Origin of the sequence: Modestobacter caceresii (assembly GCF_000761485.1) — a bacterium.
GTDB classification, from domain to species: Bacteria; Actinomycetota; Actinomycetes; order Mycobacteriales; family Geodermatophilaceae; genus Modestobacter; species Modestobacter caceresii.
Map to the genome: position 1 here is coordinate 59,115 of NZ_JPMX01000028.1, position 22,075 is coordinate 81,189.

Sequence of the window (22,075 nt, forward strand, 5' to 3'; positions counted from 1 at the left end):
GTCCCGGCTGCGCTAGCGTCGCGGCATGAGTGATCCCGCCCGCCGTACCTGGGAGTACGCGACCATCCCGCTGCTCACCCACAACACCAAGGCGATCCTGGACTCCTGGGGCGTCGACGGCTGGGAGCTGGTGGCCGTCGTCCCCGGCCCCGGCGGCGGCGACCAGCTGGTGGCCTACCTCAAGCGCCCGACCAGCTGAGGCCACGATGACCACCCCCGTCTCCTGGCACGCCCGGCTCGCCGAGCTCGGTGTCCGGCTGCCCCCGGTGGCCGCCCCGGTCGCCGCCTACGTGCCGGCCGTCCGCACCGGCCAGCTGGTCTTCACCTCCGGTCAGCTGCCGTTCGTCGACGGCGGGCTGCGCCGCACCGGCAAGGTCGGCGGTGCCGTCGACATCGAGGACGCCGCAGCCGACGCGAAGGTCTGTGCGCTCAACGCGCTGGCCGCGATCGACGACCTGGTCGGTCTGGACTCCGTGGCCCGGATCGTGCGGGTCGTCGGCTACGTGGCCAGCGCCGAGGGCTTCTCCGCCCAGCCGCGGGTCGTCAACGGCGCCAGCGAGTTCCTCGGCCGCGTCTTCGGCGAGGCCGGGCAGCACGCCCGCAGCGCCGTCGGCGTCGCCGAGCTCCCGATGAACGCCCCCGTCGAGGTCGAGCTCACCGTCGAGCTGCGATGACACCGCGACCCTCCGGGTCGCAACGCGGCCAGGAGCCGGTGACGGCTGCGCTGAGCCGTTCCCCGTGGCGTCGGCAGGGAGCCCCCGGCCCCCGTGCCGACGCCACCGCCTCCTTCGTCGGCGTCCGTCGGAGCTCGTCGTGAGTTCGACGGATCGTGCTCCCGTGCCGATCCGGCAGGCGGCGACGGTGTTGTTGCTGCGGGACGGCACCGACGGCCTGGAGGTCTACCTGCTCCGGCGCACGCGGGGCATGCCGTTCGCCGGTGGGATGACCGCCTACCCCGGCGGCGGGGTCGACGACCGGGACGGCGACACCGAGCTGGCCTGGGTGGGGCCGCCCCCGGCCCACTGGGCGAGCGCCTTCGGCTGCGACGAGCGACTCGCCCGTGAGCTGGTGTGCGCCGCCGTCCGGGAGACGTTCGAGGAGGCCGGCGTCCTGCTGGCCGGTCCGGCGGACGGCTCCGGGGCCGTCGTGCCCGACGTGTCCGGCGACGACTGGGAGGCGCAGCGGCAGGCGCTGATGGCCCGCGAGCTCTCCCTCGCCGAGCTGCTGGCCGGTCGCGGGCTCGCCCTGCGGGCCGACCTGCTGCAGCCCTTCGCGCACTGGATCACCCCGCCCCCGGAACGGCGGCGCTACGACACCAAGTTCTTCGCCGCGCTGCTGCCCGTCGGGCAGGAGGCGCGGGACGTCTCCGGCGAAGCGGACGAGGCGGTATGGACGACGCCGGCCGCCGCGCTCGCCGAACACGCCGCGGGCACCCGGCCGATGCTGCCGCCCACGATCCACACGCTCGGCCAGCTGGTGCCCTTCGCCGACGCCGCGGCGACCCTGGCCGGCTCGCCACCGGCGCCGCTCGAGCCGATCAGTCCCACCTTCGAACAGGGGCCGGACGGCAACTACGCGGTGCTGCCCGACGGCACCCGGATCCGGATGGTCGCGGCTCTGCCTTCGTGATCCTGGCGGATCACACCGCGGCCAGGTGCCGGGGCCGGCTGCGTCGAGCCGTTGGCCGTGTCCCGGGGAGGGACCCTGCGGGCCCCGTCCCCGGTCCACCGTGCACATGGCGACCCTGACGGGCCGCAGCGCGGCCAGGTGCCGGGGCCGGGGGCGTTGAGCCGTTGGCCGTGTCCCGGTGAGGGACCCTTCGGGCCCCGTCCCCGGTCCACCCCTCGCTTCGCTCGGGTCCGCACCACTGGGGCACCTGACTGCAGCGAATTGACGAGGGCCCTCCCGGTGAACCGGGAGGGCCCTCGTCAGTGCTGGGGGATCAGCGGGCGCGGCGGCGGAGGCGTTCCTCGTCGAGCACGACCACCGACTTGCCCTGCAGCTGGATCCAGCCACGGTGCACGAAGTCGGCCAGCGCCTTGTTCACCGTCTCGCGGGAGGCACCCACCAGCTGGGCCAGCTCCTCCTGGGTCAGGTCGTGCTTGACGCGGAGGCCGTCGGTCTCCCGGCTGCCGAAGCGGTCGGCCATCTGCAGCAGCGCCTTGGCCACCCGGCCGGGGACGTCGGTGAAGATGAGGTCGGCGACCGAGTCGTTGGTGCGCCGCAACCGCCGGGCCAGCACCCGCAGCAACTGCTCGCCGATCTCCGGGTGCGCGGTGATCCACGGCCGGAGCATGGTGTTCGGCATCTTGGCCAGACGCACGTCGGTGACGGCGGTGGCGGTCGCGGTGCGCGGCCCCGGGTCGAACACCGAGAGCTCGCCGAACTGGTCGGACGGCCCCATCACGGCGAGGACGTTCTCCCGGCCGTCAGGCGCGCGGCGGGAGATCTTCACCTTGCCGGACAGGACGACGTAGAGGCTGTCGCCCGACTCGCCCTCGTTGAAGACGACCCGGCCGCGGGGCAGCACCACCGTCTCCAGTGCGCTGGCCACCGGCTCGGCAGCATCCTCCGACAGCCCCTGGAAGAGACCGGACTGGGCAAGGACCTCGTCCACGTGCACCTCTCGCAACGTCCTCACGGGTGCGATGGCGACCCGCGTTACTCGGAGAGTCTAGGGCCTGTGGCCCGCCTCACCAGTGCACTCCGTCACGAACCTGCCCACTCTGAGTGGTAGCGGGGTCGCGACGGCTTCCTGACGTGCAGGTCCTGTGCCTGGAGGTCAGTCCTCGTCGGCCGGCCCGTGGGCCGACTCGGTCAGCACCGGACGGGGGGCGCTGCGGGCCCGGCCGCGGCGGCGGGCCCGCCAGCGGCTCATCGCCCGGCGGATGCCCGAGCTGGCCAGCGTGCCCACCTCGCCCGGGGTGGCGGAGCCGAGGAAGTCCTCGACCTCCCGCTGCGAGGTCGGGCGGCGCAACGGCTCCTCCACCCGCTCCATGACCAGCAGGAACGCGATCAACAGCGGAGGGAACAGGATGACGATGAGGGCGACCACGAGCACCTCCTCGGGAGGACGACCCCCGGCGGGGAGGCCGGGTGGGGACCAGGTCGTCGAGCGGTCGGGGCACGCGCCCGGTCACCGGGCGGGTGTGCACCGCCACCGAGTATGACGGGCGGTGACTGTCAGCGGGGACGCCTACCCTCACACGCGTGTCCCGGCCTGCCACCTCACCTGACGCCCCGCCGGCCTACACCCGGCCGGCGCGCGCTCGCCGCCCCGCACGCGCCGCCCGGCTGGGCGTGTCCCCGTTCGACCCCGAGGAGAGCCCGCTGGCCCGCACCCGCCGGGCCCGGCGGATGGCCCGGGAGCTGGCGGTCATCCACCCCGACGCGCACTGCGAGCTGGACTTCACCACGCCGCTGGAGCTGCTGGTCGCCACCGTCCTGTCCGCGCAGACCACCGACAAGACGGTCAACAAGGTCACCCCGGTGCTGTTCGCCCGGTACCCCGATGCCGCGGCCTACGCGGGGGCCGGCCGGGCCGAGCTCGAGGAGGTGCTGAAGCCCACCGGCTTCTTCCGGGCCAAGGCCAACTCGGTGATCGGTCTGGGTCAGGCGCTGGTCGAGCGCTTCGACGGCGAGGTGCCCGGCCGGCTGGCCGACCTGGTGACCCTGCCCGGGGTCGGCCGGAAGACCGCCAACGTGGTCCTCGGCAACGCCTTCGGCGTGCCGGGCCTCACCGTCGACACCCACTTCGGCCGCCTGGTCCGCCGGTTCGGCTGGACCGCGGAGGAGGACCCGGTCAAGGTCGAGGCCGAGATCGCGGAGGTCATCCCGAAGAAGGAGTGGACGATGTTCTCCCACCGGGTGATCTTCCACGGCCGGCGGGTCTGTCACGCCAAGAAGCCGGCCTGTGGCGCCTGTGGTCTGGCGGCCTGGTGCCCGTCCTACGGCGTCGGCCCGCTCGACCCCGAGGCCGCGGCCAAGCTGGTCAAGACCCCGGCCGCCTCGGACACCGAGTGAGCCGGGCGCTGCGCTCCCTCGTCGCACTCGGCCTGCTGGTTGGCGTGCTCACCGGCTGCTCGTCCGACGATGTGGCGCCCGAGGAGACCGTCGCGTCGCCGGCGGGCAGCGACGTGGGCTCGGTGGACACCGACCTCGAGCCGTGCTCGGAGCAGGCCGACGTCCCGGCCGCCGACAGCGACCTGCCGGCCACCGTCTTCGACTGCTTCGGCGGCGGCACCCTCGACCTCAGCCGCGCCCCCGGCGTGCCCACGGTGCTCAACCTGTGGGCCAGCTGGTGCGGTCCGTGCCGAGAGGAGCTGCCGCTGGTGCAGCAGCTCGCCGACGCCGCCGGTGAGCAGGTCCAGGTGCTGGGCGTGGTCTCCGTGGACCGCGTGCCCGCGGCGGCGTCCTTCGCCGAGGACGCCGGGGTCACCTTCCCCAGTGCGTTCGACGCCGACGGTGAGGTGATGGCCGGCATGGGGGTCAACAACCTCCCGTACACCCTCTTCCTGGCCGCCGACGGGTCGGTCGCGTACGTCCAGGTCGGTCCGGTGCACTCGCTGGAGGAGTTCGAGGGGCTCGTCGCCGAGCACCTCGGGGTGCAGCTGTGACCGTCTCCGCCGCGGAGCTGGAGGAGCTCCCCGAGCACCTGCAGCGGCTGGTGGCCAACGCCGGGCAGCTGCCGCTGTGGCACCGGCACGGCCAGCCCTCCGACAGCGCGCGACGCTCGGCGGTGCTCATCCTCTTCGGTGAGGGCCCGGCCGGGCCCGACGTGCTGCTGATCGAGAAGTCGGCGCACCTGCGCAGCCACGCCGGTCAGCCGGCCTTCCCGGGGGGCGGCGCCGACCCGGGCGACGACTACCCGGTGGGGACGGCGCTGCGCGAGACCCATGAGGAGGCCGGCGTCGACCCGGCCGGCGTGCGCGTGCTGGCGACCCTGCCCGCGCTGTTCCTCGGCCCGTCGGACAACCTCGTCGTCCCGGTGCTGGGCTGGTGGGACGACCCCCGCGACGTCACCACCGGCGACCCGCGGGAGGTGGCGCGGGTGGCCCGGGTGCCGCTGAGCGAGCTGGCCGACCCGGCGAACCGCTTCCGCGTCCGGCACCCCGCCGGCTACGTCGGCCCGGCGTTCGAGGTGGCCGACATGGTCGTCTGGGGCTTCACGGCGGCCCTGCTGGACGCCGTCCTGGAGGCCGCGGGGCTGCACCAGCCGTGGGACGACGGTGACGTGCGTCCCCTCGCCGTCCCGCCGGTGCGGCCCGGCGACGTGCCGGCGGAACCCGTCGACTCCGACGTCGCCGACCGCGCCGCGCCGACGGTGGCCGAGGACGCCGGGCAGAGCAGCTCCGCGCGTACCGTTCCTGGGCGATGACCACGGCCCCCTCGGGTGCCGGAGGCGTACGACGCCACCGGCCCGCCCGCCCGCTGCCCGGCCCGCTGCTGGCCCTCACCCTCGCTGCGGCCCTGCTCGTGGGCTGCAGCAGCTCCCAGCCGGTGCAACCGGAGGTGACCCGCGTCGCCAGTGCGGACGCCGGGACGGTGCGCACCGCCGCCGACGGGGTCCAGGAGATCACCGTGGAGACCGGTGACGACTACGAGTTCACCCCGGACACCTTCACCGTGGCCCCCGGCCAGGTGCGGCTGACGCTGCTCAACTCGGGGGAGCAGATGACCCACAACCTCCTCTTCTCCGAGGGGGCGGGCCCGGCCGAGATCACCGAGCAGATCCCGGTGCTCGGCCCCGGGCTGAGCAAGACGATCGAGTTCACCGTCACCGAGCCCGGCGAGTACCCCTTCGAGTGCAGCTTCCACCTGGCCCTGGGCCAGGTCGGCACGATGACGGTGAGCCTCCCGGGATGACGGTGCCGGGAGCGGGCGGGCTCGCGATCGACCGGGGGCGCTGAGCGATGTCCCTGGTCGACCTGACCCTCATCGTGCTCGCGCTCGTCTTCGCGCTGTCCGGGTTCCGGCAGGGCCTGATCATCTCCGCCACCTCGTTCGTGGGGTTCTTCGGCGGTGCGGTCGTCGGCGCCCAGCTCTCCGGTCCGATCGCCGACGACCTGGCCAACTCCTCGGTGACCCGGGTGTTCGTCGCCCTCGTCGTGGTCCTGGCCGGCGCGCTGCTCGGCCAGCTGCTGGCCGGGCTGATCGGCCGGGCCGTGCGCAGGTGGGTCACCTGGGAGCCGGCCAAGGTCGTCGACTCGGTGGCCGGGGCGGTGGTCTCCGCCCTCGCCGTCCTGCTCGTCGCGTGGATGGTGGCCATCCCGCTGGCCAGCTCCCCGTTCCCCGGCGTGGCCGGCCAGGTGCGCCAGTCGTCACTCGTCCAGGTCGTCGACCGCACCGTGCCCGACCAGGTGCGCACGCTCTACGACTCGCTGCGCGAGGCGATCGACCGGCAGGGCCTGCCCGACGTCCTGGACCCGCTGACCCCCACCCAGGCACGCGACGTCCCGGCACCGGACCAGGCGCTGCTGGCCAGCCCCGTGGTCGACCAGGTGCGGGGCTCGGTGGTGCAGATCCGGGGGATCGCGGCCTCCTGCTCCCGGCAGATCGACGGCTCCGGCTTCGTCTTCGCCGAGGACCGGGTGATGACCAACGCCCACGTGCTGGCCGGGGTCACGGATCCGAAGGTCATCGCCGAGGGTGAGTCCTACGACGCCGTCACGGTGTACGTCGACGAGCCCACCGACGTCGCCGTGCTGGCCGTCCCCGGGCTCCCGCAGGAGCCGCTGGACTTCGCCGACGTGCCCGTCGACACCGGCGCGGACGCGATCGTCATGGGCTACCCCGGCGGTGGGCCCTTCTACGTCGGTCCGGCACGGGTGCGCGACCGCGGGGACATCAGCGGCCCGGACTTCCGGGCCACCCGCACCGTGCAGCGCGACGTCTACGCCCTCTACGGGCAGGTCCGGGCGGGCAACTCCGGTGGCCCGCTGCTGGCGGCCGACGGATCGGTGCTCGGCGTGGTCTTCGCCTCGGCGATCGACGACCCCGAGACCGGCTACGCGTTGACCGCCGAGGAGGTGTCCGAGGCCGTGACGGTCGGTGGGGCGGCGGTCGCCGAGGTCGACACCGGCTCCTGCGAGTAGAAGGACCCTCGCGCCCCCCAGCACTCGCTGCGCTCGCGCCGGGTCCCTGCGCGAGGGCCGTTCCGGTGGGCTACCGGGCCCAGGCGGCGATGGCGGCGGTGACCTCGTCGGGGGCCTCCTCGTGGGGGAAGTGCCCCACGCCGGGGAGCTCCCGCCACTCGTAGGCGCCGGCCACGTAGCGGCCCGACCCGCGCGCGGTCGAGGGCAGCACCGCACGGTCGAGGGTCCCGTGCAGTTGGAGGGTGGGCGCGGTGACGGGTGCGGCCATCCGCCGGGCGAAGCGCCACCCGTCCGGACGCAGCTGCGAGCGACCTGCCCAGCGGTAGTACTCCATCGCCCCGTAGGCCGCCTGGGGGATGCGGCTGGCCGACCGGTACCGGCTCACGGCCTCGGCGAAGTCGGCGGTGTGCACCCAGGAGGGGCCGGCCCATCGGCGCATCAACTCGGCCACCGGGTCGTCGTCGGGCCTGGTCAGGCGCCGTTCGGGCAGCCGGGGGAGCTGGAAGGGCAGCGCGTAGGCCAGGGCCCGCCGCTGCCGGGGGTCGGAGACCGAGCTGCGCAGCCGACGGGGGTGCGCGGCTGAGACGACGACGAGACTGCGCACGCTCCGGGGGTGCAGCGCGGCCATGGTCCAGGCGACCAGACCGCCCCAGTCGGCGCCGACGACCACCGCCTCCTCCTCGCCGAGCGCGCGCACCACCGCCGCGGCGTCGGCGGCGGCGGTCGGCAGGTCGTACCCGCGGGGCGGCTTGTCGCTGGCCCCGTAGCCCCGCAGGTCGGGGGCGACCACCCGGAGCCCGGCGGCGGCCAGCCCGGTCAGCTGGTGCCGCCAGGACCACCAGAACTGGGGGAACCCGTGCAGCAACAGCACCAGCGGGCCGCCGCCGGCCTCGGCGGCGTGCAGCCGGACGCCGTTGGCCGAGACGTCCCGGTGCGCCCACGGCCCCGGGAGCAGGACGCTGGTGGCGTCGGGCTGCTCCTCGGGCACCGTCACGGCCGCCGCCGGGCGGCGTTCCTCGGCTGCGGGCACCTCACGGTCGCCGCGCCCGGTGAGCCGGCGGGCCCGCTCTCGCGGGTTCAGCGCAGGGGGGCGTGCGCGTCCTGGCGGACGACCTGGCCGTTCCGCACGGTCGGCAGGTCGTGGGTCCGCCGGCCGGGGGCCTCGCGACGCATCACGTCGGGCAGGTCCTGCAGCGTCTCGATGGTGCGCTCGGGCTTCTTGATCTTCTTGACCAGCCGCCAGCCCACCAGGCCGACGATCGCAGCCACCAGGACCAGCAGGGCGAACACGATGAGGAAGGCCGCCCACCGGGGGAGCCAGACGGCGAGCAACTCGGCGAGGAAGAAGAAGAAGAAGAAACCGGCGAAGGCGAGCATCACGCCGGCTGCGGCGAACGCTGCGGCGCCGGCCCCGCCCCGCTTGACCGAGGTGCCGATCTCGGCCTTGGCGAGCTCGATCTCGCTGCGCACGAGGGTGGACACGTCGGCCATGGCGCTCTTGGCGAGAGCGCCGACCGAGGGCTCGGCAGGCCCGGCGGGACGACCCGCCAGCGGAGTGGCCCCGGCGGGACGACCCGCCGGCGGAGTCGTCGAGACACTGTGGGCCACGGATGGCTCCTCCCTGGTCGGTGCCGATCGGACGACGCGGCACGGTGCTGTCCCGGTGATCGTGCCGCATGAGCGTTCCGGCCGCCGTCCCGGATGCCCCGAAGGGGTCCCCGGGGGTGCGTTGCGCACCCCCGGGGACCCCCTCAGGTCGATCCCCGGACGACCCCTCGCAGGGGTCCTTCGTCAGTCCTCGCTGGGGGCGGCGGGGAGCTTGGAGCTGATCAGGTCCATCACCGAGGAGTCCGTCAGGGTGCTGACGTCGCCCAGCTCACGGTTCTCCGCGATGTCCCGCAGCAGGCGGCGCATGATCTTCCCCGAGCGGGTCTTGGGCAGCTCGGCGACCACCATGATCTGGCGCGGGCTGGCGATCGGCCCGATCTCCTTGCGGACGTGCTGGCGCAGCACCTTCACCAGGTCCTCGCCGGAGTCGACGGCGTCCCCGCGCAGGATGACGAACGCCACGATGCCCTGCCCGGTGGTCGGGTCGGTGGCGCCGACCACCGCGGCCTCGGCCACCGTCGGGTGGCTGACCAGGGCGGACTCCACCTCGGTGGTGGAGATCCGGTGGCCGGAGACGTTCATGACGTCGTCGACCCGGCCGAGCAGCCAGATGTCGCCGTCGTCGTCGAGCTTGGCGCCGTCGCCGGCGAAGTAGACCCCCTGGCCGTACCGGCTCCAGTAGGTGTCCTTGTACCGCTCGTCGTCGCCCCAGATCGTGCGCAGCATCGCCGGCCAGGGCTCGGTGAGCACGAGGTAGCCGGTGGCGCCGGGCTCGATCGGCTTGCCCTCCTCGTCGACCACGCTGGCCGCGATGCCCGGGAACGGGCGCTGGGCGGAGCCCGGCTTCAGGGTGGTCGTGCCCGGCAACGGGGTGATCATGTGGCCGCCGGTCTCGGTCTGCCACCAGGTGTCCACGATCGGGCACCGGCTGCCGCCGATGTTCTTGTGGTACCAGAGCCAGGCCTCGGGGTTGATCGGCTCGCCGACCGAGCCGAGCAGTCGCAGCGAGGAGAGGTCGAACCCGGCCGGGACGTCGTCGCCCCACTTCATGAACGTGCGGATCGTGGTCGGGGCGGTGTAGAGGATCGTGACCCCGTACTGCTGCACGATCTCCCACCAGCGGCCCCGGTGCGGGGTCTCCGGGGTGCCCTCGTACATCACGGAGGTCGCCCGGTTGGCCAGCGGTCCGTAGACGATGTAGCTGTGGCCGGTGACCCAGCCGACGTCGGCCGCCGTCCAGAAGACGTCGGTGTCGGGCTTGAGGTCGAAGGTCGCCCAGTGGGTGTAGGAGACCTGGGTGAGGTAGCCGCCCGAGGTGTGCAGGATCCCCTTGGGCTTCGCCGTCGTGCCCGAGGTGTACATGATGTAGAGCGGGTGCTCGGCGTCGAAGGCCTGCGCCTCGTGTTCGGCCGACTGACCGGCGACCAGCTCGTGCCACCAGACGTCGCGGCCCTCGGTCCACTCGACGTCGGTCTCGGTGCGCTTGACGACGAGCACGCTGCGCACGCCCTCGGTCTTGGTCAGCGCCTCGTCGACGTTCGGCTTGAGCGGGCTGGGCGCACCCCGCCGGTACCCGCCGTCGGCGGTGATGACGACCTTGGCGTCGGCGTCGGTGATCCGGCTGGCCAGGGCGTCGGGGGAGAAGCCGCCGAAGACCACCATGTGGACGGCGCCGATGCGCGCGCAGGCCAGCATCGAGATCACCGCCTCCGGGATCATCGGCAGGTAGATCGCCACGCGGTCACCGGCGGTCACCCCGAGCTCGCTGAGCGCGTTGGCCGTGCGGCAGACCTCGTCCTTGAGCTGGGCGTAGGTGAGCGTGCGGGTGTCGCCGGGCTCGCCGACCCAGTGGTAGGCGACCTGGTCGCCGTGGCCGGCGTCGACGTGCCGGTCGACACAGTTGACCGCGACGTTGAGCTTCCCGCCGACGAACCACTTGGCGAACGGCGGGTTGCTCCAGTCCAGCGCCTGCTCCCAGGGCTCCGCCCAGTCCAGTCGACGGGCGGCGTCCTCCCAGAAGCCGATCCGGTCGGCGGCTGCGCGCTCGTGGACGTCGGGTCCCGCGTTGGCAGACGCGGCCAGCTCCGGCGGGGGCGGGAAGCCGCCCTCGGGCAGCTGGTCGGACAGGGCCTGATCGGTCGTCTCGCTCATGCGCACCTCCGTGGTCGGGCGCCGCCTGGACTCCGCGACGCTGCCTCAGTGAACAACCTATGGCCCCGGTCACCCTGGCGTCAGGTCAGTGCCGCACGCGGTCGGCACGAGGGGGCAGACTGGGCGGGTGAGCGACGACGGTGCCCAGGCGCTGGTGGTGTCCCGGCTGCCCGGGGCCGCCGCCCTCGGGCTGCTCGCCCCGCCGTCGGCGGCCGTCGTCCCGGGGCCGCTGCTGGCCGACCCGGCGTGGACGGCGGAGGTGCTGGCCGCCCGCGCCGTCCGGCAGCGGACCGATGACCGGCGGGTGCTGGCCACGGTGTGGTGGTACTCGCTGTCCAGCGTGCTCCTCACCCCCGTGCTGGCCGGGCTGGTGGCCGGGGTGGGGCTGTCGGCGCGGCTGGCCGACACCACGGTGCACGCACTCGCCGGTGGGGTCCCGGTCGCGGCGACCACCCGTGGGGTCCGTGACCCGGACCTGGCCGGGGACCTGCGGACGACGATCGGCGCGGTCGTGGCCGCGGTGGCCGAGGCCGGCGGGGCCCGGGAGCGGCCGCTGTGGGCGATCGCGACCGACTCGCTGGCCAACCGGCTGCTCGCCCTCGGTCGCGCGGTCGGCGACGTCGCCGCGGTGACCGCGCTGGCCGGGCCGCTGGCCGCCGCGATCGGGGCGCCGCTGCCGGTGCCGCGCTACGTCGACGTCGGCCGGCCCGACGGCAGCACGGCCCGGTTCACCCGGCGTGCCTCCTGCTGCCTGCTCTACCGGGTGCCGCACGAGGTGCTCTGCACCTCGTGCCCGCGCCGGGACCCCGGGGAGCGCCAGGTGCTGCTGGAGGACCTGGCCGAGCGGATGTGACCGGCACGGGGGCGCGCCGCGGCGCCCCCGTGCCGACCGATCAGCAGGCGCCGACGTCGTAGGCCCGCAGCGGCACCGTGAAGCGGCAGCCGTACTGCGGGTCGGCGACCACCTCGGCGTCGAGCACGTCGTCGCCGGCCGGCCGCACGCCGTCCTCGACCCAGGCGACCAGGTCGGTGAACGCCTGCTGGTACTCCTGGGCGCTGAAGTCGCAGTGCGCGACGGAGCGGATGGCCCGCTGCACGAGCAGGTCGCTGTTCCCCCGGGCCGCGGCGTCGCGGGCGTACTCCTGCTCCATGCTGAACGGCACGAACAGGTCGCCCAGGCCGTGCAGCGACAGCACCGGCACGTCGAAGCGCCCGTCGATGGTGGGCACCCCGGAGAGGCCGTTGCTGCCGCGGTCGGCCCGCACCCGCAGGATCTCCTCGTTGAGCGCCTGCTCCTCGGCCGTCAGCTGCGGGTCGCCGTCCAGCTGGTAGACGGTGTCGGCGTTGCCGCCGACGGCGCCGCGCTCCTCCCCGAGGCCCGGGAAGACCGGGTACACGGTGAACAGGAAGTCGGCGAAGGCGCTGAAGCCCAGCTCGAACAGCGGCCGGTCCCCACCGGTCCGCTGCTCGGTCAGGGCGCGCAGGTCCTCGCCGGCCTCGGTGAGCACGTACGGGTAGGGGGTGCCCAGCTCGGCCTTCATCTCCGGCACGGTGGTGGTCAGGTAGTCGGCCGGCGCGGGGTAGACCGGCGGGGTGTCGGTGAGCGCCTGCGCGGCGGCGTTGTAGTCCAGGAACGTGTCGAACAGCCGCCGGTCGCCCATGACACCGCAGGCCGGCAGCGCGCCGTCGTAGGCGTTCGGGTACTGCTCGATGCTCACCCCGGTGACGTGCCCGCCCATCGAGACCCCGGACAGGTAGGTGAGGTCGGCCTTGCCGACGGTCTTCTCGAAGTACCCCAGCAGCCGGTGGGTGCTCTTCACCCCGGAGACGACGTCGTACCCGTTCTCGGTGTAGCTGGAGGCCGCCCAGGCGTAGCCCTCGTCGACCAGGTGTTGCCGGAGGCCCTCGGGTGGGGAGTCGACGGTCAGGGTGGGGCCGGTGCCGCGGTACCCGTGCGCCCACATCACCAGGTCGCCGTTCCAGTCCGCCGGCACCTCGATCCGGTAGCCGGCGCCCTTGAGCACGCCCCAGCTGCGGGTGGTGCTGGTGCCCGGCAGCGCCTCGAACGGCAGCGAGGCCTCGTCGACGACGTACTCGATCTCGGGTGACTGCGGGTACTGGGGGGCGGGCTGGTGCTTCGGTTGCGCACCGGCCGGGCCGGCGAGCACGGTGCTGACCAGGGCCAGCGCCATCGGCGCGAGCAGCAGTCGGGTGGGGCGGTGCATGGGGACCTCCGGGGACGTCGTCGTTGACGGTGACCGGACGCTAGCGCCGCGTGTTGTCGATCACATGGGCGGGTCGGCCGCGCGGCGGGCCCGGTAGGCGGCCACGTGCTCGCGGTTGGCGCACGTGCTGTCGCAGAACCGCCGGCTGGCGTTCTTGGTCAGGTCGACCAGGACGTCGTCGCAGCCGGAGGCGGCACACCGGCGCAACCGGTCGAGCGCACCGGCGCGCACCACGTCGGCCAGCGCCATGGCGGCCTCCACGCCCCACCGGTCGGCGACCGGGGCCTCCGACTCGGTGGCGTGCACGTGGTAGCCCCAGTCGTCGTGCCGGACCAGCTGCGGCAGGGCGTTCCCCTCGCGCAGCAGCCGGTTGACGACGGTCACCACGCCGTCCTCGTCGGCGTCCCAGACCGCGGCCAGCACCGACCGCAGCTCGTGCACCGCGGCCAGCTCGGCGGCGTCGCCGGCGCGGCTGCCGGTGAACTGCCAGTCGTCCAGGAACGCGGCCAGCGCCGCCGGGTCGGGCAGCCGCTCCTCGCCGTCCCCGGTGGTGTTCACCAGCGCGGCGGCGCTGGCGAGCCCCATCTCGGTGTCATGGGCAAAGAGCATGTGACTCCTGTACTCCTCTGCTAGCGTCCGCTGTACAGGAGCGTACGTCGGTTGGCTCCTGACGAGGAGGTGTCTGCCGTGCTGGACCGCCGGACCGGGCTGATCGGACTGCTGCTGGCCGTGGTCTCCGCGGCCGCGTTCGGCACCTCGGGGGTGTTCGCCACCGCGCTGCTGGACGCCGGCTGGACCGCCGGCTCCGCCGTGACCGTGCGGATCGGGGTGGCGTCGCTGGCGCTCGCCGTCCCGGCCCTGGTCCAGCTGCGTGGCAGGTGGTCGCTGCTGCGGGCCAACGCCGGCGCCGTCCTGGCCTTCGGTGCGCTCGCCGTCGCGCTGCCCCAGCTGGCCTACTTCTACGCCGTCTCCCGGCTGTCGGTGGGCGTGGCGCTGCTGCTGGAGTACTCCGGGGTGCTGCTGGTCGTGCTGTGGACCTGGGCGCGGCTCGGGCAGCGGCCCAGCCGGGTCACCGGCGCCGGGGTCGTGGTGGCCGTCGGCGGCCTGGTGCTGGTCCTCGACGTCCTCAGTGGCGCCCGGATCGACCCGGTGGGCGTCATGTGGGGGCTGATCGCAGCGGTCGGGCTCGCCTCCTACTTCGTCCTCTCCGCACACGCCGACGACGCACTGCCGCCGCTGGTCAGCGCCTGGGCCGGGCTCGCGGTGGGTGCGCTGCTGCTCGGGGCGGCAGCTGTCGTCGGCATCCTCCCGTGGCGCACCGCCGCCGTGGACGTCGAGCTGGCCGGCCGGTCGACCAGCTGGCTGGTCCCGGTGCTCGGCGTGGCGCTGGTGTCGGCGGCGCTCGCCTACGCCACCGGGATCGCGGCCGTCCGGCGGCTGGGCTCGCGACTCGCCTCGTTCGTCGGTCTCGGCGAGGTGCTGTTCGCGGTGGTGGCGGCCTGGCTGGCGCTGGGGCAGCAGCCGGGTGTCGTGCAGCTGGTCGGCGGGGTCGTCGTCCTGGTGGGGATCGTGTTGGTCCGGCTGGGCGAGGACCGCCCGCCGGCCGACACGGCCGACGTCGACCCGGTGCCGGCCGGCGCGGAGCCCGCGGCGCCGGCCTCCCGGCCGCCGGCGTCGACGACGCCCGGGAGCTGAACCGACGACGCCCCCCGGTCAGCCTGAGGCGGACCGGGGGGCGGTGGTGTCGCTGATCCGGGGGAAGGGCGTGGTGGAGAAGACCGTCTCGACCGGCAGCTGGAAGAACTCGGCGATGCGCAGCGCCAGGTTCAGGCTGGGGTTGTACTCGCCCCGCTCCAGGTAGCCGATCGTCTGGTAGTGCACGCCGAGGGCGTCGGCGAGCTCGCGCCGGCTGACCCCCTGCTCGGCCCGGAGCAGGGCGATCCGGTTGAAGACGCCCTCGTTCACTCGCTCACCGCACCCACTGCAGAGCCGTCTCCCGTGCCGCCTCGACCGTCGACCCCGACTGCCGCCGGGCCATCCGGCGCAGCACCCGAGGTGCGACCACCAGGCCGGCCACCGCCCAGGCGCCGAGGACCAGCAGCATCGGGCCGGTCCGCCAGGAGTCTCCCAGCTCGCCGACGACCGCCTCCGGGGGGAGGAAGGCCGAGCGCAGCCCGAGCCCGATCCAGTAGACCGGGAAGACCTGGGCCACGGCCTGCACCCAGCCCCACATCGCCTGGATCGGGACGACGATGCCGGAGATGGCGGTGATCAGCAGGACCGGCAGCATCCCCCAGGTGCCCATCTTCTGGACCCCGGGCACCACCGAGCCGAGCACCATGCCCCAGGGCATCGTGGCCAGCATGCCGAGCACGATCAGGCCGAGGACGGCGAGCCAGCTGCCCGCGCCGCCGGGCATCACGCCGTCGAAGAGCAGCAGGCTCGGGACGAGGACGACCAGCAGGCTGGGCAGCAGGGTCAGCGACTGCAGCGTCAGCTGCCCGGTGACGTAGCCCTCCATCCCGTGCGGCAGCGCCTTGTGCCGCAGCAGCGTGCCGTCCTCCCGCTCCATCGCCAGCGAGTAGCCCGGCCCGATCACGAGGCCGAAGGTGAGCAGCCCGCCCAGGATGCTGGGCAGTGCGAACGTCGGGTAGAGCAGGCCGGTCTCGCCCACCTCGTTGTCCCGGTTGAACCACAGGACGGCGAGGGTGACCACGCCGATGAAGAGGTAGAAGCCCTGGTCCTGCGGGCTGCGCAGGCTCTGCACGAACTCCGTCCAGCCGCGTCGCAGGCCTTGGCGCACGGCCTGGCGGGAGGCGCTCACCGGGCCACCTCCGCGAGGTGCCGCTGCGGTCGGGACTCGAAGCGCTGGACCATGGCGATGTACGTGTCCTCCAGGTCGGCCCGCCGGACCTCCAGGTCGGTGAGCTCGTCGCCGTGCTGTTCGAGCAGCCGGCGGACGAAGGGGACGATCTCGTCGGTGGCGTGCACGAACTGCTCGCCGTCCCGGACCCACCGGACCTCGCTGGTGCCGGCCACCTGCCGGGTGAGCGCCGCCGCGCTGCCGTGGGCGACGATCCGCCCGTCGGTGAGGATGAGGATCCGGTCGGCGAGCCGTTCGGCCTCACCCAGGTCGTGGGTGGTGAGCAGGATGGAGGTGCCCTCGAGGTCGGAGAGCCGGTGCACCAGGTCGTGGAAGTCGCGGCGGGCCTGCGGGTCGAACCCGGCGGTCGGCTCGTCCAGGAACAGCAGCTCCGGTCGGCCGATCAGCCCGACGGCGACGTCCAGCCGTCGGCGGCGACCGCCGGAGAGGGTGGCGATCTTCCGGTCGGCCTCCTCGGTCAGCCCGACCGTGGACAGCAGGTCCTCGACCTCCCAGGGGTGCGTGCGCTCGGGCGTCGAGTAGGGCTCGTAGTAGCCGCCCAGGTAGCCGAGCAGCCGGCGGGGCGTCCAGCGTGGGTGGTCGCGCCAGGACTGCAGCACCACCCCGATCCGGGCGCGCCAGGCGTCGTCACCGCGGGCCGGGTCGACGCCGAGCACCTCCACCGAGCCGGCCGAGGGCAGCCGGAAGCCCTCCAGCACCTCGATCGTGGTCGTCTTCCCGGCGCCGTTGGGGCCCAGCAGGCAGACGACCTCGCCCTGGCGGACGTCGAAGTCGACCCCGCTCAGCACCTCGTGGGTGCCGTAGGCCATCCGCAGGCCCCGGACCCGGACGGCGGGTCCGGCGCCCGGCGGACCCAGCTGGGGAGGCTCGGCAGAGTCGGGGAACTCGGGGACTGCGGCCATGGCACACCACTCCTGGAGCAGGGAGGAGCTGACGGCCGTGATAGTAGGGGTACTACATCGAGAGCACCAGTACTCTGCGCGCCGGTCGTCCCGTCAGCCGGCCCGTACCCGGCGGACCCAGCGGGCGATCTGCTCGGCGGTCTCCTCGGCGCGGGTCAGGGCCACCATGTGCCCGGCGCCGGGCAGCTGGACCAGCTCGCCGTCGGCGAGCTCCGGCATCAGCTCGTCGATCTCCTGCTGCGGCACCTCCGGGTCGTGCTCCCCGTGCAGCACCAGGGTGGGGACGGTCAGCGCCGAGGCGTACCGGACGCCGTTGGTGCTGACGCTGGCCAGCGTCGTCCGGGCCAGCGGCACCCGCCGGCTGCCCATGAAGTCCTCCCGCACCTGGGCGACGGCAGCCTCCGGTGCACCCGGCTCGAAGGCGAACTTCCGCACCAGCCGGTCGGCCAGCGGCTCGAAGGGCCGCACCCGGTTCGCGACGACCGCCACCAGGCGCAGCGCCTTCAACCAGCTGCGACGCACGATCCGGCGCGCCATCGGCGGCAGCCCGTCGGCCGGGAAGCCGGCGAACGTCACCCCCGAGCCGCCCGACCCGGCGAACACCACCCCACCGATGCGGTCGAGCCCGAGGTCGCGGGCGTGCACGACGATGATGCCGCCGCCGAGGCTGTTGCCGACCACGACCGCCTGTTCACCGTCGGGCACCACGTCGGCGAGCACGGCGGCCAGGTCCTGGGCGTGGGCCTCGAGGCTGTAGTCGTCGGCGGGGGCGTTGCCGCTGCGGCCGTGTCCCCGCAGGTCGTACCGGACCACCCGGTGGCGGTCGGCGAGCAGCTCGGGCACGCGGCCCCAGGAGTCGGTGGTCATGCCCAGGCCGTTGACGAGCACGACGATCGGGCCGTCGTCCGCGCCCTGGGTGCGCAGGGTCAGGACGGTGGCATCCGAGGAGATGACGTGCGGCATCGGACCAACGTAACCGCGCGGCGAGCCCGCGGCCTGGCGGCGCCCGACCGCCCGGCCGGGACCGGGGTTCACCCCCCGTCGCGCTGTGGGCCGGTGTCGGACCGCCGGCCCCACGCCAGCACCAGTCCGCCGGCGACGGCCGAGCCGAGCATGCCGGCGAGCAGGTCGAGCACCGTGTCGGTGTAGCCGACGTTCATCGAGGAGGGGGCCAGCTGCTCCATCACCACCTCGTAGAACTCCCACACCACCGCAGCGGTGGTGCCGACGAGCACGACCCACAGCACCGGCGCCGCGGAGCGCAGTCGCGGGGTCTGCCGGCGGGCGTCGGGGAGCAGCCGCTGGTGCACGAGGAAGAAGTAGCCGACCGCGGCCAGGCTCCCGGGGGTCAGGAGGTGGACGAGGAGGTCGAAGTGCTCGATCTGGCGGTACCAGTGCCGGACCGCGGCCCACGTCGACACCAGCAGCAGGACGGCGAACGCGCCGGCGAACGGCAGCGGCACGTCACTGGTGCGCACCGCGACCATGACCACGGCGATGACGCCGAACCGGATGGTGGCGTCCCAGTTCCCGGAGACGGCCATCACCACGGCACTGACCAGGGCGACGAGGACGGCGACGTCGAGCACCCAGCGGGCGACGGTGCGCGGAGAACTCATGAGGAACGCGATGCCCGGAGCCCGCCAGGACTAAGCAGGCTCCCCGGGGGCCGACAGCCCGACCACGTCGCCGACGACCCACACGGCGGGCGGGCGGACGCCCTCGTCGGCGATGGTCTTCCCCAGCCCGGCGAGGGTGGTGCGCAGGGTCCGCTGCGCCGGGGTGGCGCCGTCGCTGACCACGGCGACCGGCGTCTCCGGGGCCCGGCCGTGCTCGACCAGGGCGGCGGAGATGGCCGAGGCGGTGTCCACCCCCATCAGCACCACGACGGTGCCGCGCAGCCGGCCCAGCGCCGCCCAGTCGACCAGCGACGCCGGGTGTCCCGGGGGCACGTGCCCGGAGACGACGACGAACTCGTGCGTCATCCCGCGGTGGGTGACCGGGACGCCGGCCAGGCCGGGGACGGCGATGGCACTGGTCACGCCCGGCACGACCTCGACCGGCACGCCGGCGGCCGCGCACGCCTCCAGCTCCTCGTAGCCCCGGCCGAAGACGAACGGGTCGCCGCCCTTGAGCCGCACCACCCGGCGGCCGGCCAGCGCGTGGGAGACCAGCAGCTCGTTGATCTGCTCCTGCGCCATCGAGCGACCGCGCGGCAGCTTGGAGGCGTCGATGACCAGGACGTCGGCCGGCAGGGAGGCCAGCAGCCCCTGCGGGGCCAGGTGGTCGGCGACGACGACGTCCGCCGTGGCGACCGCCTGCCGGCCGCGCACCGTCACCAGCCCGGGGTCGCCCGGCCCACCGCCCACCAGGACGACGCTGCCGGCGGCCACCGAGGGCGTGCGGGACGCGCGGTCGGCGATGGAGCCGTCGGTCAGCCCGGTCAGCACCGCGTCCCGGACGCCGATGGCCCGCTGCGGGTCACCGCCGCCGTGCACGCCGATGACGAGGTCGCCCTGCCGGCCGACCGCCGGGGTCCAGACGCTGGAGGCGCCGCGGTCGTCGGCGCGGGCGCAGAACACCCGGTCGCGCTCGGCCTCGGCGGCGACGGCGGCGTTCACGGCCGGGTCGTCGGTGGCGGCCACGGCGTACCAGGCACCGGCCAGGTCGCCGGAGACCCAGCGCCGCGGGTGCCAGGTGACCGAACCGGGCGCCACCAGCGCCTCGAGGGCCGGCGTGAGCTCGGGGCTGACCACGGTGACCTGCGCGCGGGCCTCGAGGAGGCCGGCGACCCGGCGGTGCGCGACCTGGCCCCCGCCGACGACGACGACGCGGCGACCGGCCAGCCGCAGACCCACCGGGTAGACGGTGCCCGGATCGGGAGAGGCGCTCACTTCTCGGTGACCCCCGCGGAGTCGAAGGTGGCGACGTCGCGCAGCGCGCGGGCCGCGCTGGCTACGAGGGGCAGGCTCAGCAGTGCTCCGGTGCCCTCGCCGAGGCGCAGGTCCAGCCCGAGCAGCGGGCGCAGGCCCAGTGCGCGCAGGGCCTGACCGGAGCCGGGCTCGGCGGAGGTGTGACCGGCGAAGGCGTGTTCCAGGGCGGCCGGGCACAGGGCTGCGGCGACGAGGGCGGCCGAGCCGGCGATCACGCCGTCCAGCAGCACCGGCACCCGGGCGGCGGCGGCGCCGAGCACGAAGCCGGCCAGCGCCGCGTGCTCGAGCCCGCCGAGCTCGGCCAGCGCGGCGAGCGCTGCCTCGGGCGTGGCCGGGCGGGCCGGCACCCGGGCGACCGCGCGGGTGACCACCTCGATCTTGCGGGCCAGCGTGGGGTCGTCGATGCCGGTTCCGCGGCCGGTCGCCTCGACCGGGGCGGCGCCGGTGAACGCGCAGACCAGGGCCGCGGAGGCGGTGGTGTTCCCGATCCCCATGTCGCCGGTGACCAGGCAGCCGTGGTCGGTGGCGAGCGTCGTCGCCACCTCGATGCCGACCTCGACCGCCTGCCGGGCCTCGGTGAGGGTCATCGCCGGGCCGCGGGAGAGGTCGGCGGTGCCGCGGCGGACGTTGCGCTCCAGCAGGCCCGTGGCGGGGCCGACCGGGGAGGCCACCCCGACGTCGACCACGACCACGTCGGCGCCCAGCTGCGCGGCGAAGGCGTTGACCACCGCACCGCCGGCGGCGAGGTTCGCCACCATCTGCGCGGTGACCTCCTGCGGCCACGGGGTGACCCCCTGGGCGTGCACCCCGTGGTCGCCGGCGAAGACCGCGACCGCGGCCGGCTCGGGCAGCGGGGGCGGGCACGCCCCGGCGATGCCGGCCAGCTGCGCGGCGACGTCCTCGAGCACCCCGAGGGAGCCGGGGGGCTTGGTCATCCGGTCCAGCCGCTCCCGGGCGGCCCGCTCGGCGGCGGCGTCCCGCGGGGCGATGGACGCGATGGTCGCACCCAGCAGCGTGCCGGCGAAGGGGGTCGGGTCGGTGCTCAGCGGACCTCCTCGGTCGTGATGTTCGGGTCAAGGGTCTCAGCCAGCGCCGAGGCGAACGCACGGGAGGTCTCCGGGTCGCGGACGGCGATCCGCAGGTGGTCGCTGGTCAGGCCGGGGAACGTGTCGCCCCGGCGCACCGCCCAGCCGTGTTCCCGGAGCCGTTCGCGGACCCGCGCACCCTCCCGCACCCGCACCAGCACGAAGGACGAGCGCGGGTCCGCGACCACCTCGACCGCCGGTGGCAGCACCGCCAGCAGCACGGCCCGGTGTGCGGTCAGCTGGTGCGCCACCTCCTCGGCCTCGGCCCGGGCGGCCGGGCCGGTGCAGGCGGTCAGGGCGGCCAGCGCGGGGGTCGAGACCGGCCAGTGCGGTTGCTGCGCGGCCAGCGCGGCGACCAGCTCGGCCGGGCCCAGGGCGTAGCCGACCCGCAGGCCGGCCAGGCCCCAGGTCTTCGTCAGGCTGCGCACCACGAGCAGGCCGGGCAGGTCGCTGCGGCCGGTCAGCGACTCCGGCTCGCCGGGCACGGTGTCGGCGAACGCCTCGTCGACCAGCAGCACCCGCCCGGGGCGGGCCAGCGCGGCGAGGTCGGCGGCGGGGTGCAGCACCGAGGTCGGGTTGGTCGGGTTGCCGACGACGACGAGGTCGGCGTCGGCCGGGACCGCCGCCGGGTCCAGCCGGTACCCCGGTGCGGGCAGCAGCAGCCGCTCCACCGGGTGGCCCGCGGCTCGCAGGGCGGCCTCGGGCTCGGTGAAGGACGGGTGGACGACGACCGCCCGGCGGGGGCGCAGCGCCCGGGCGACCAGCGTGAACGTCTCGGCCGCCCCCGCGGTCAGCAGCACCTCGGCCGGGTCGCGGCCGTGCGCGGCAGCGACGGCTGCCCGGGCCGGACGCGGGTCGGGGTAGGCGGCGCTGGCATCGAGGGCGTCGACCAGGACGGCGCGCAGCCAGGGCGGGGGCGCGTCGGCGCGGACGTTGACCGCGAGGTCGACCAGCCCGGGGGCGACCTCGGCGTCGCCGTGATGCCGGAGGTCGGGATCGACGGCCACCGCGACGGTCACCCGGCCGTGCACCGTCTTGCCGACGACGAGCCGGCCACCCTCGAGCAGCGCCGCCGCCTCGGCCACCGACGCCGTGCCGACGGCGGCGGCGACCCGCACCGACGGTGCCGGCACCGGGACGGCGGCCAGGGCGTCGGCCGGGTGCCCGGTCAGCGGCCAGCCGCGGCGGGCGGC

25 protein-coding genes are annotated in these 22,075 nt (G+C 74.7%); 10 read left to right on the forward strand and 15 right to left on the reverse strand.

Annotated elements, in window-relative coordinates:
• The first annotated feature begins 25 nt into the window (after positions 1 to 25).
• From IN07_RS25685 to IN07_RS08560, 3 genes are all read left to right on the forward strand, one after another.
• Positions 26 to 199 (forward strand): hypothetical protein, encoded by a 174-nt coding sequence (locus IN07_RS25685; RefSeq protein ID WP_197058400.1) that lies wholly within the window; start codon positions 26 to 28, stop codon positions 197 to 199.
• A 7-nt stretch (positions 200 to 206) separates the two neighbouring features.
• Complete coding sequence (locus tag IN07_RS08555) at positions 207 to 674, forward strand: RidA family protein (protein ID WP_036335160.1); 468 nt, start codon at positions 207 to 209, stop codon at positions 672 to 674.
• Positions 675 to 837: 163 nt separating this feature from the next.
• Positions 838 to 1,629, forward strand: coding sequence for an NUDIX hydrolase (locus tag IN07_RS08560; protein ID WP_231558063.1), 792 nt, complete (start codon positions 838 to 840; stop codon positions 1,627 to 1,629).
• A 313-nt stretch (positions 1,630 to 1,942) separates the two neighbouring features.
• Here the strand turns inward: IN07_RS08560 and IN07_RS08565 are convergent, their stop codons facing one another.
• Entirely contained in the window at positions 1,943 to 2,641 is a 699-nt protein-coding gene (locus IN07_RS08565) for a Crp/Fnr family transcriptional regulator (RefSeq protein ID WP_269159669.1), read from the reverse strand.
• Between the two features lie 141 nt (positions 2,642 to 2,782).
• Positions 2,783 to 3,055 (reverse strand): hypothetical protein, encoded by a 273-nt coding sequence (locus IN07_RS08570; RefSeq protein ID WP_036335206.1) that lies wholly within the window; start codon positions 3,053 to 3,055, stop codon positions 2,783 to 2,785.
• A gap of 155 nt (positions 3,056 to 3,210) precedes the next feature.
• Here IN07_RS08570 and nth point away from each other — a divergent pair, with 155 nt between their 5' ends.
• Genes nth through IN07_RS08595 form a run of 5 tightly spaced genes read left to right on the forward strand, consistent with a single transcriptional unit; the run spans position 3,211 to position 7,094 of the window.
• Positions 3,211 to 4,023: an endonuclease III gene (gene nth, locus IN07_RS08575; RefSeq protein ID WP_197058401.1), complete on the forward strand. Its 813-nt coding sequence runs from the start codon at positions 3,211 to 3,213 to the stop codon at positions 4,021 to 4,023.
• A complete protein-coding gene (locus tag IN07_RS08580) occupies positions 4,020 to 4,616 on the forward strand; it encodes a TlpA family protein disulfide reductase (RefSeq protein WP_036335162.1) in 597 nt (198 codons plus the stop codon). The genes nth and IN07_RS08580 overlap by 4 nt, the downstream gene beginning before the upstream one ends.
• Positions 4,613 to 5,377, forward strand: a complete 765-nt coding sequence (locus IN07_RS08585) for an NUDIX hydrolase (RefSeq protein WP_036335163.1) — start codon at positions 4,613 to 4,615, stop codon at positions 5,375 to 5,377. The genes IN07_RS08580 and IN07_RS08585 overlap by 4 nt, the downstream gene beginning before the upstream one ends.
• Positions 5,374 to 5,865: a cupredoxin domain-containing protein gene (locus tag IN07_RS08590; RefSeq protein ID WP_081975280.1), complete on the forward strand. Its 492-nt coding sequence runs from the start codon at positions 5,374 to 5,376 to the stop codon at positions 5,863 to 5,865. The genes IN07_RS08585 and IN07_RS08590 overlap by 4 nt, the downstream gene beginning before the upstream one ends.
• A gap of 47 nt (positions 5,866 to 5,912) precedes the next feature.
• Positions 5,913 to 7,094: a MarP family serine protease gene (locus IN07_RS08595; protein WP_036335164.1), complete on the forward strand. Its 1,182-nt coding sequence runs from the start codon at positions 5,913 to 5,915 to the stop codon at positions 7,092 to 7,094.
• A 70-nt stretch (positions 7,095 to 7,164) separates the two neighbouring features.
• Here the strand turns inward: IN07_RS08595 and IN07_RS08600 are convergent, their stop codons facing one another.
• The 3 genes from IN07_RS08600 to acs all read right to left on the reverse strand — a co-directional run bounded on the left by IN07_RS08600 (position 7,165) and on the right by acs (position 10,853).
• On the reverse strand, positions 7,165 to 8,124 hold the full coding sequence (locus IN07_RS08600) for an alpha/beta fold hydrolase (RefSeq protein ID WP_231558064.1): 960 nt from the start codon (positions 8,122 to 8,124) through the stop codon (positions 7,165 to 7,167).
• A gap of 47 nt (positions 8,125 to 8,171) precedes the next feature.
• Positions 8,172 to 8,702 carry a phage holin family protein gene (locus tag IN07_RS08605; RefSeq protein ID WP_036335166.1) on the reverse strand — a complete coding sequence of 177 codons (531 nt, stop codon included), beginning with the start codon at positions 8,700 to 8,702 and terminating at the stop codon, positions 8,172 to 8,174.
• Positions 8,703 to 8,885: 183 nt separating this feature from the next.
• On the reverse strand, positions 8,886 to 10,853 hold the full coding sequence (acs, locus tag IN07_RS08610) for an acetate--CoA ligase (protein WP_036335167.1): 1,968 nt from the start codon (positions 10,851 to 10,853) through the stop codon (positions 8,886 to 8,888).
• 127 nt (positions 10,854 to 10,980) lie between these two features.
• Here acs and IN07_RS08615 point away from each other — a divergent pair, with 127 nt between their 5' ends.
• Positions 10,981 to 11,706, forward strand: coding sequence for a (2Fe-2S)-binding protein (locus tag IN07_RS08615; protein WP_036335168.1), 726 nt, complete (start codon positions 10,981 to 10,983; stop codon positions 11,704 to 11,706).
• A gap of 40 nt (positions 11,707 to 11,746) precedes the next feature.
• Here IN07_RS08615 and IN07_RS08620 read toward each other — a convergent pair whose 3' ends face one another.
• Positions 11,747 to 13,078 carry a hypothetical protein gene (locus tag IN07_RS08620; RefSeq protein WP_036335169.1) on the reverse strand — a complete coding sequence of 444 codons (1,332 nt, stop codon included), beginning with the start codon at positions 13,076 to 13,078 and terminating at the stop codon, positions 11,747 to 11,749.
• 60 nt (positions 13,079 to 13,138) lie between these two features.
• A complete protein-coding gene (locus tag IN07_RS08625; RefSeq protein ID WP_036335171.1) occupies positions 13,139 to 13,687 on the reverse strand; it encodes a CGNR zinc finger domain-containing protein in 549 nt (182 codons plus the stop codon).
• Positions 13,688 to 13,765: 78 nt separating this feature from the next.
• On the opposite strand from IN07_RS08625, the gene IN07_RS08630 reads away from it, so the two are divergent.
• On the forward strand, positions 13,766 to 14,773 hold the full coding sequence (locus IN07_RS08630; protein ID WP_036335173.1) for an EamA family transporter: 1,008 nt from the start codon (positions 13,766 to 13,768) through the stop codon (positions 14,771 to 14,773).
• Positions 14,774 to 14,791: 18 nt separating this feature from the next.
• Here the strand turns inward: IN07_RS08630 and IN07_RS08635 are convergent, their stop codons facing one another.
• The 8 genes from IN07_RS08635 to cobC all read right to left on the reverse strand — a co-directional run.
• Positions 14,792 to 15,043 carry a helix-turn-helix transcriptional regulator gene (locus IN07_RS08635; RefSeq protein ID WP_036335176.1) on the reverse strand — a complete coding sequence of 84 codons (252 nt, stop codon included), beginning with the start codon at positions 15,041 to 15,043 and terminating at the stop codon, positions 14,792 to 14,794.
• Positions 15,044 to 15,047: 4 nt separating this feature from the next.
• Positions 15,048 to 15,902 carry an ABC transporter permease gene (locus IN07_RS08640; RefSeq protein ID WP_036335177.1) on the reverse strand — a complete coding sequence of 285 codons (855 nt, stop codon included), beginning with the start codon at positions 15,900 to 15,902 and terminating at the stop codon, positions 15,048 to 15,050.
• On the reverse strand, positions 15,899 to 16,864 hold the full coding sequence (locus tag IN07_RS08645; protein WP_052091040.1) for an ABC transporter ATP-binding protein: 966 nt from the start codon (positions 16,862 to 16,864) through the stop codon (positions 15,899 to 15,901). Before IN07_RS08645 ends, IN07_RS08640 begins: the two co-directional genes overlap by 4 nt.
• A gap of 93 nt (positions 16,865 to 16,957) precedes the next feature.
• Positions 16,958 to 17,827, reverse strand: coding sequence for an alpha/beta fold hydrolase (locus tag IN07_RS08650; protein ID WP_036335178.1), 870 nt, complete (start codon positions 17,825 to 17,827; stop codon positions 16,958 to 16,960).
• Positions 17,828 to 17,895: 68 nt separating this feature from the next.
• Positions 17,896 to 18,483 carry a hypothetical protein gene (locus IN07_RS08655; RefSeq protein WP_156119088.1) on the reverse strand — a complete coding sequence of 196 codons (588 nt, stop codon included), beginning with the start codon at positions 18,481 to 18,483 and terminating at the stop codon, positions 17,896 to 17,898.
• Positions 18,484 to 18,513: 30 nt separating this feature from the next.
• Positions 18,514 to 19,758 carry a uroporphyrinogen-III C-methyltransferase gene (cobA, locus tag IN07_RS08660; protein WP_036335180.1) on the reverse strand — a complete coding sequence of 415 codons (1,245 nt, stop codon included), beginning with the start codon at positions 19,756 to 19,758 and terminating at the stop codon, positions 18,514 to 18,516.
• Positions 19,755 to 20,843, reverse strand: a complete 1,089-nt coding sequence (gene cobT / locus IN07_RS08665) for a nicotinate-nucleotide--dimethylbenzimidazole phosphoribosyltransferase (RefSeq protein ID WP_231558066.1) — start codon at positions 20,841 to 20,843, stop codon at positions 19,755 to 19,757. Before cobT ends, cobA begins: the two co-directional genes overlap by 4 nt.
• Positions 20,840 to 22,075 (reverse strand): Rv2231c family pyridoxal phosphate-dependent protein CobC (gene cobC / locus IN07_RS08670; protein ID WP_231558065.1); only part of this gene is annotated, 1,236 nt, incomplete at its 5' end. The genes cobC and cobT, both read right to left, overlap by 4 nt.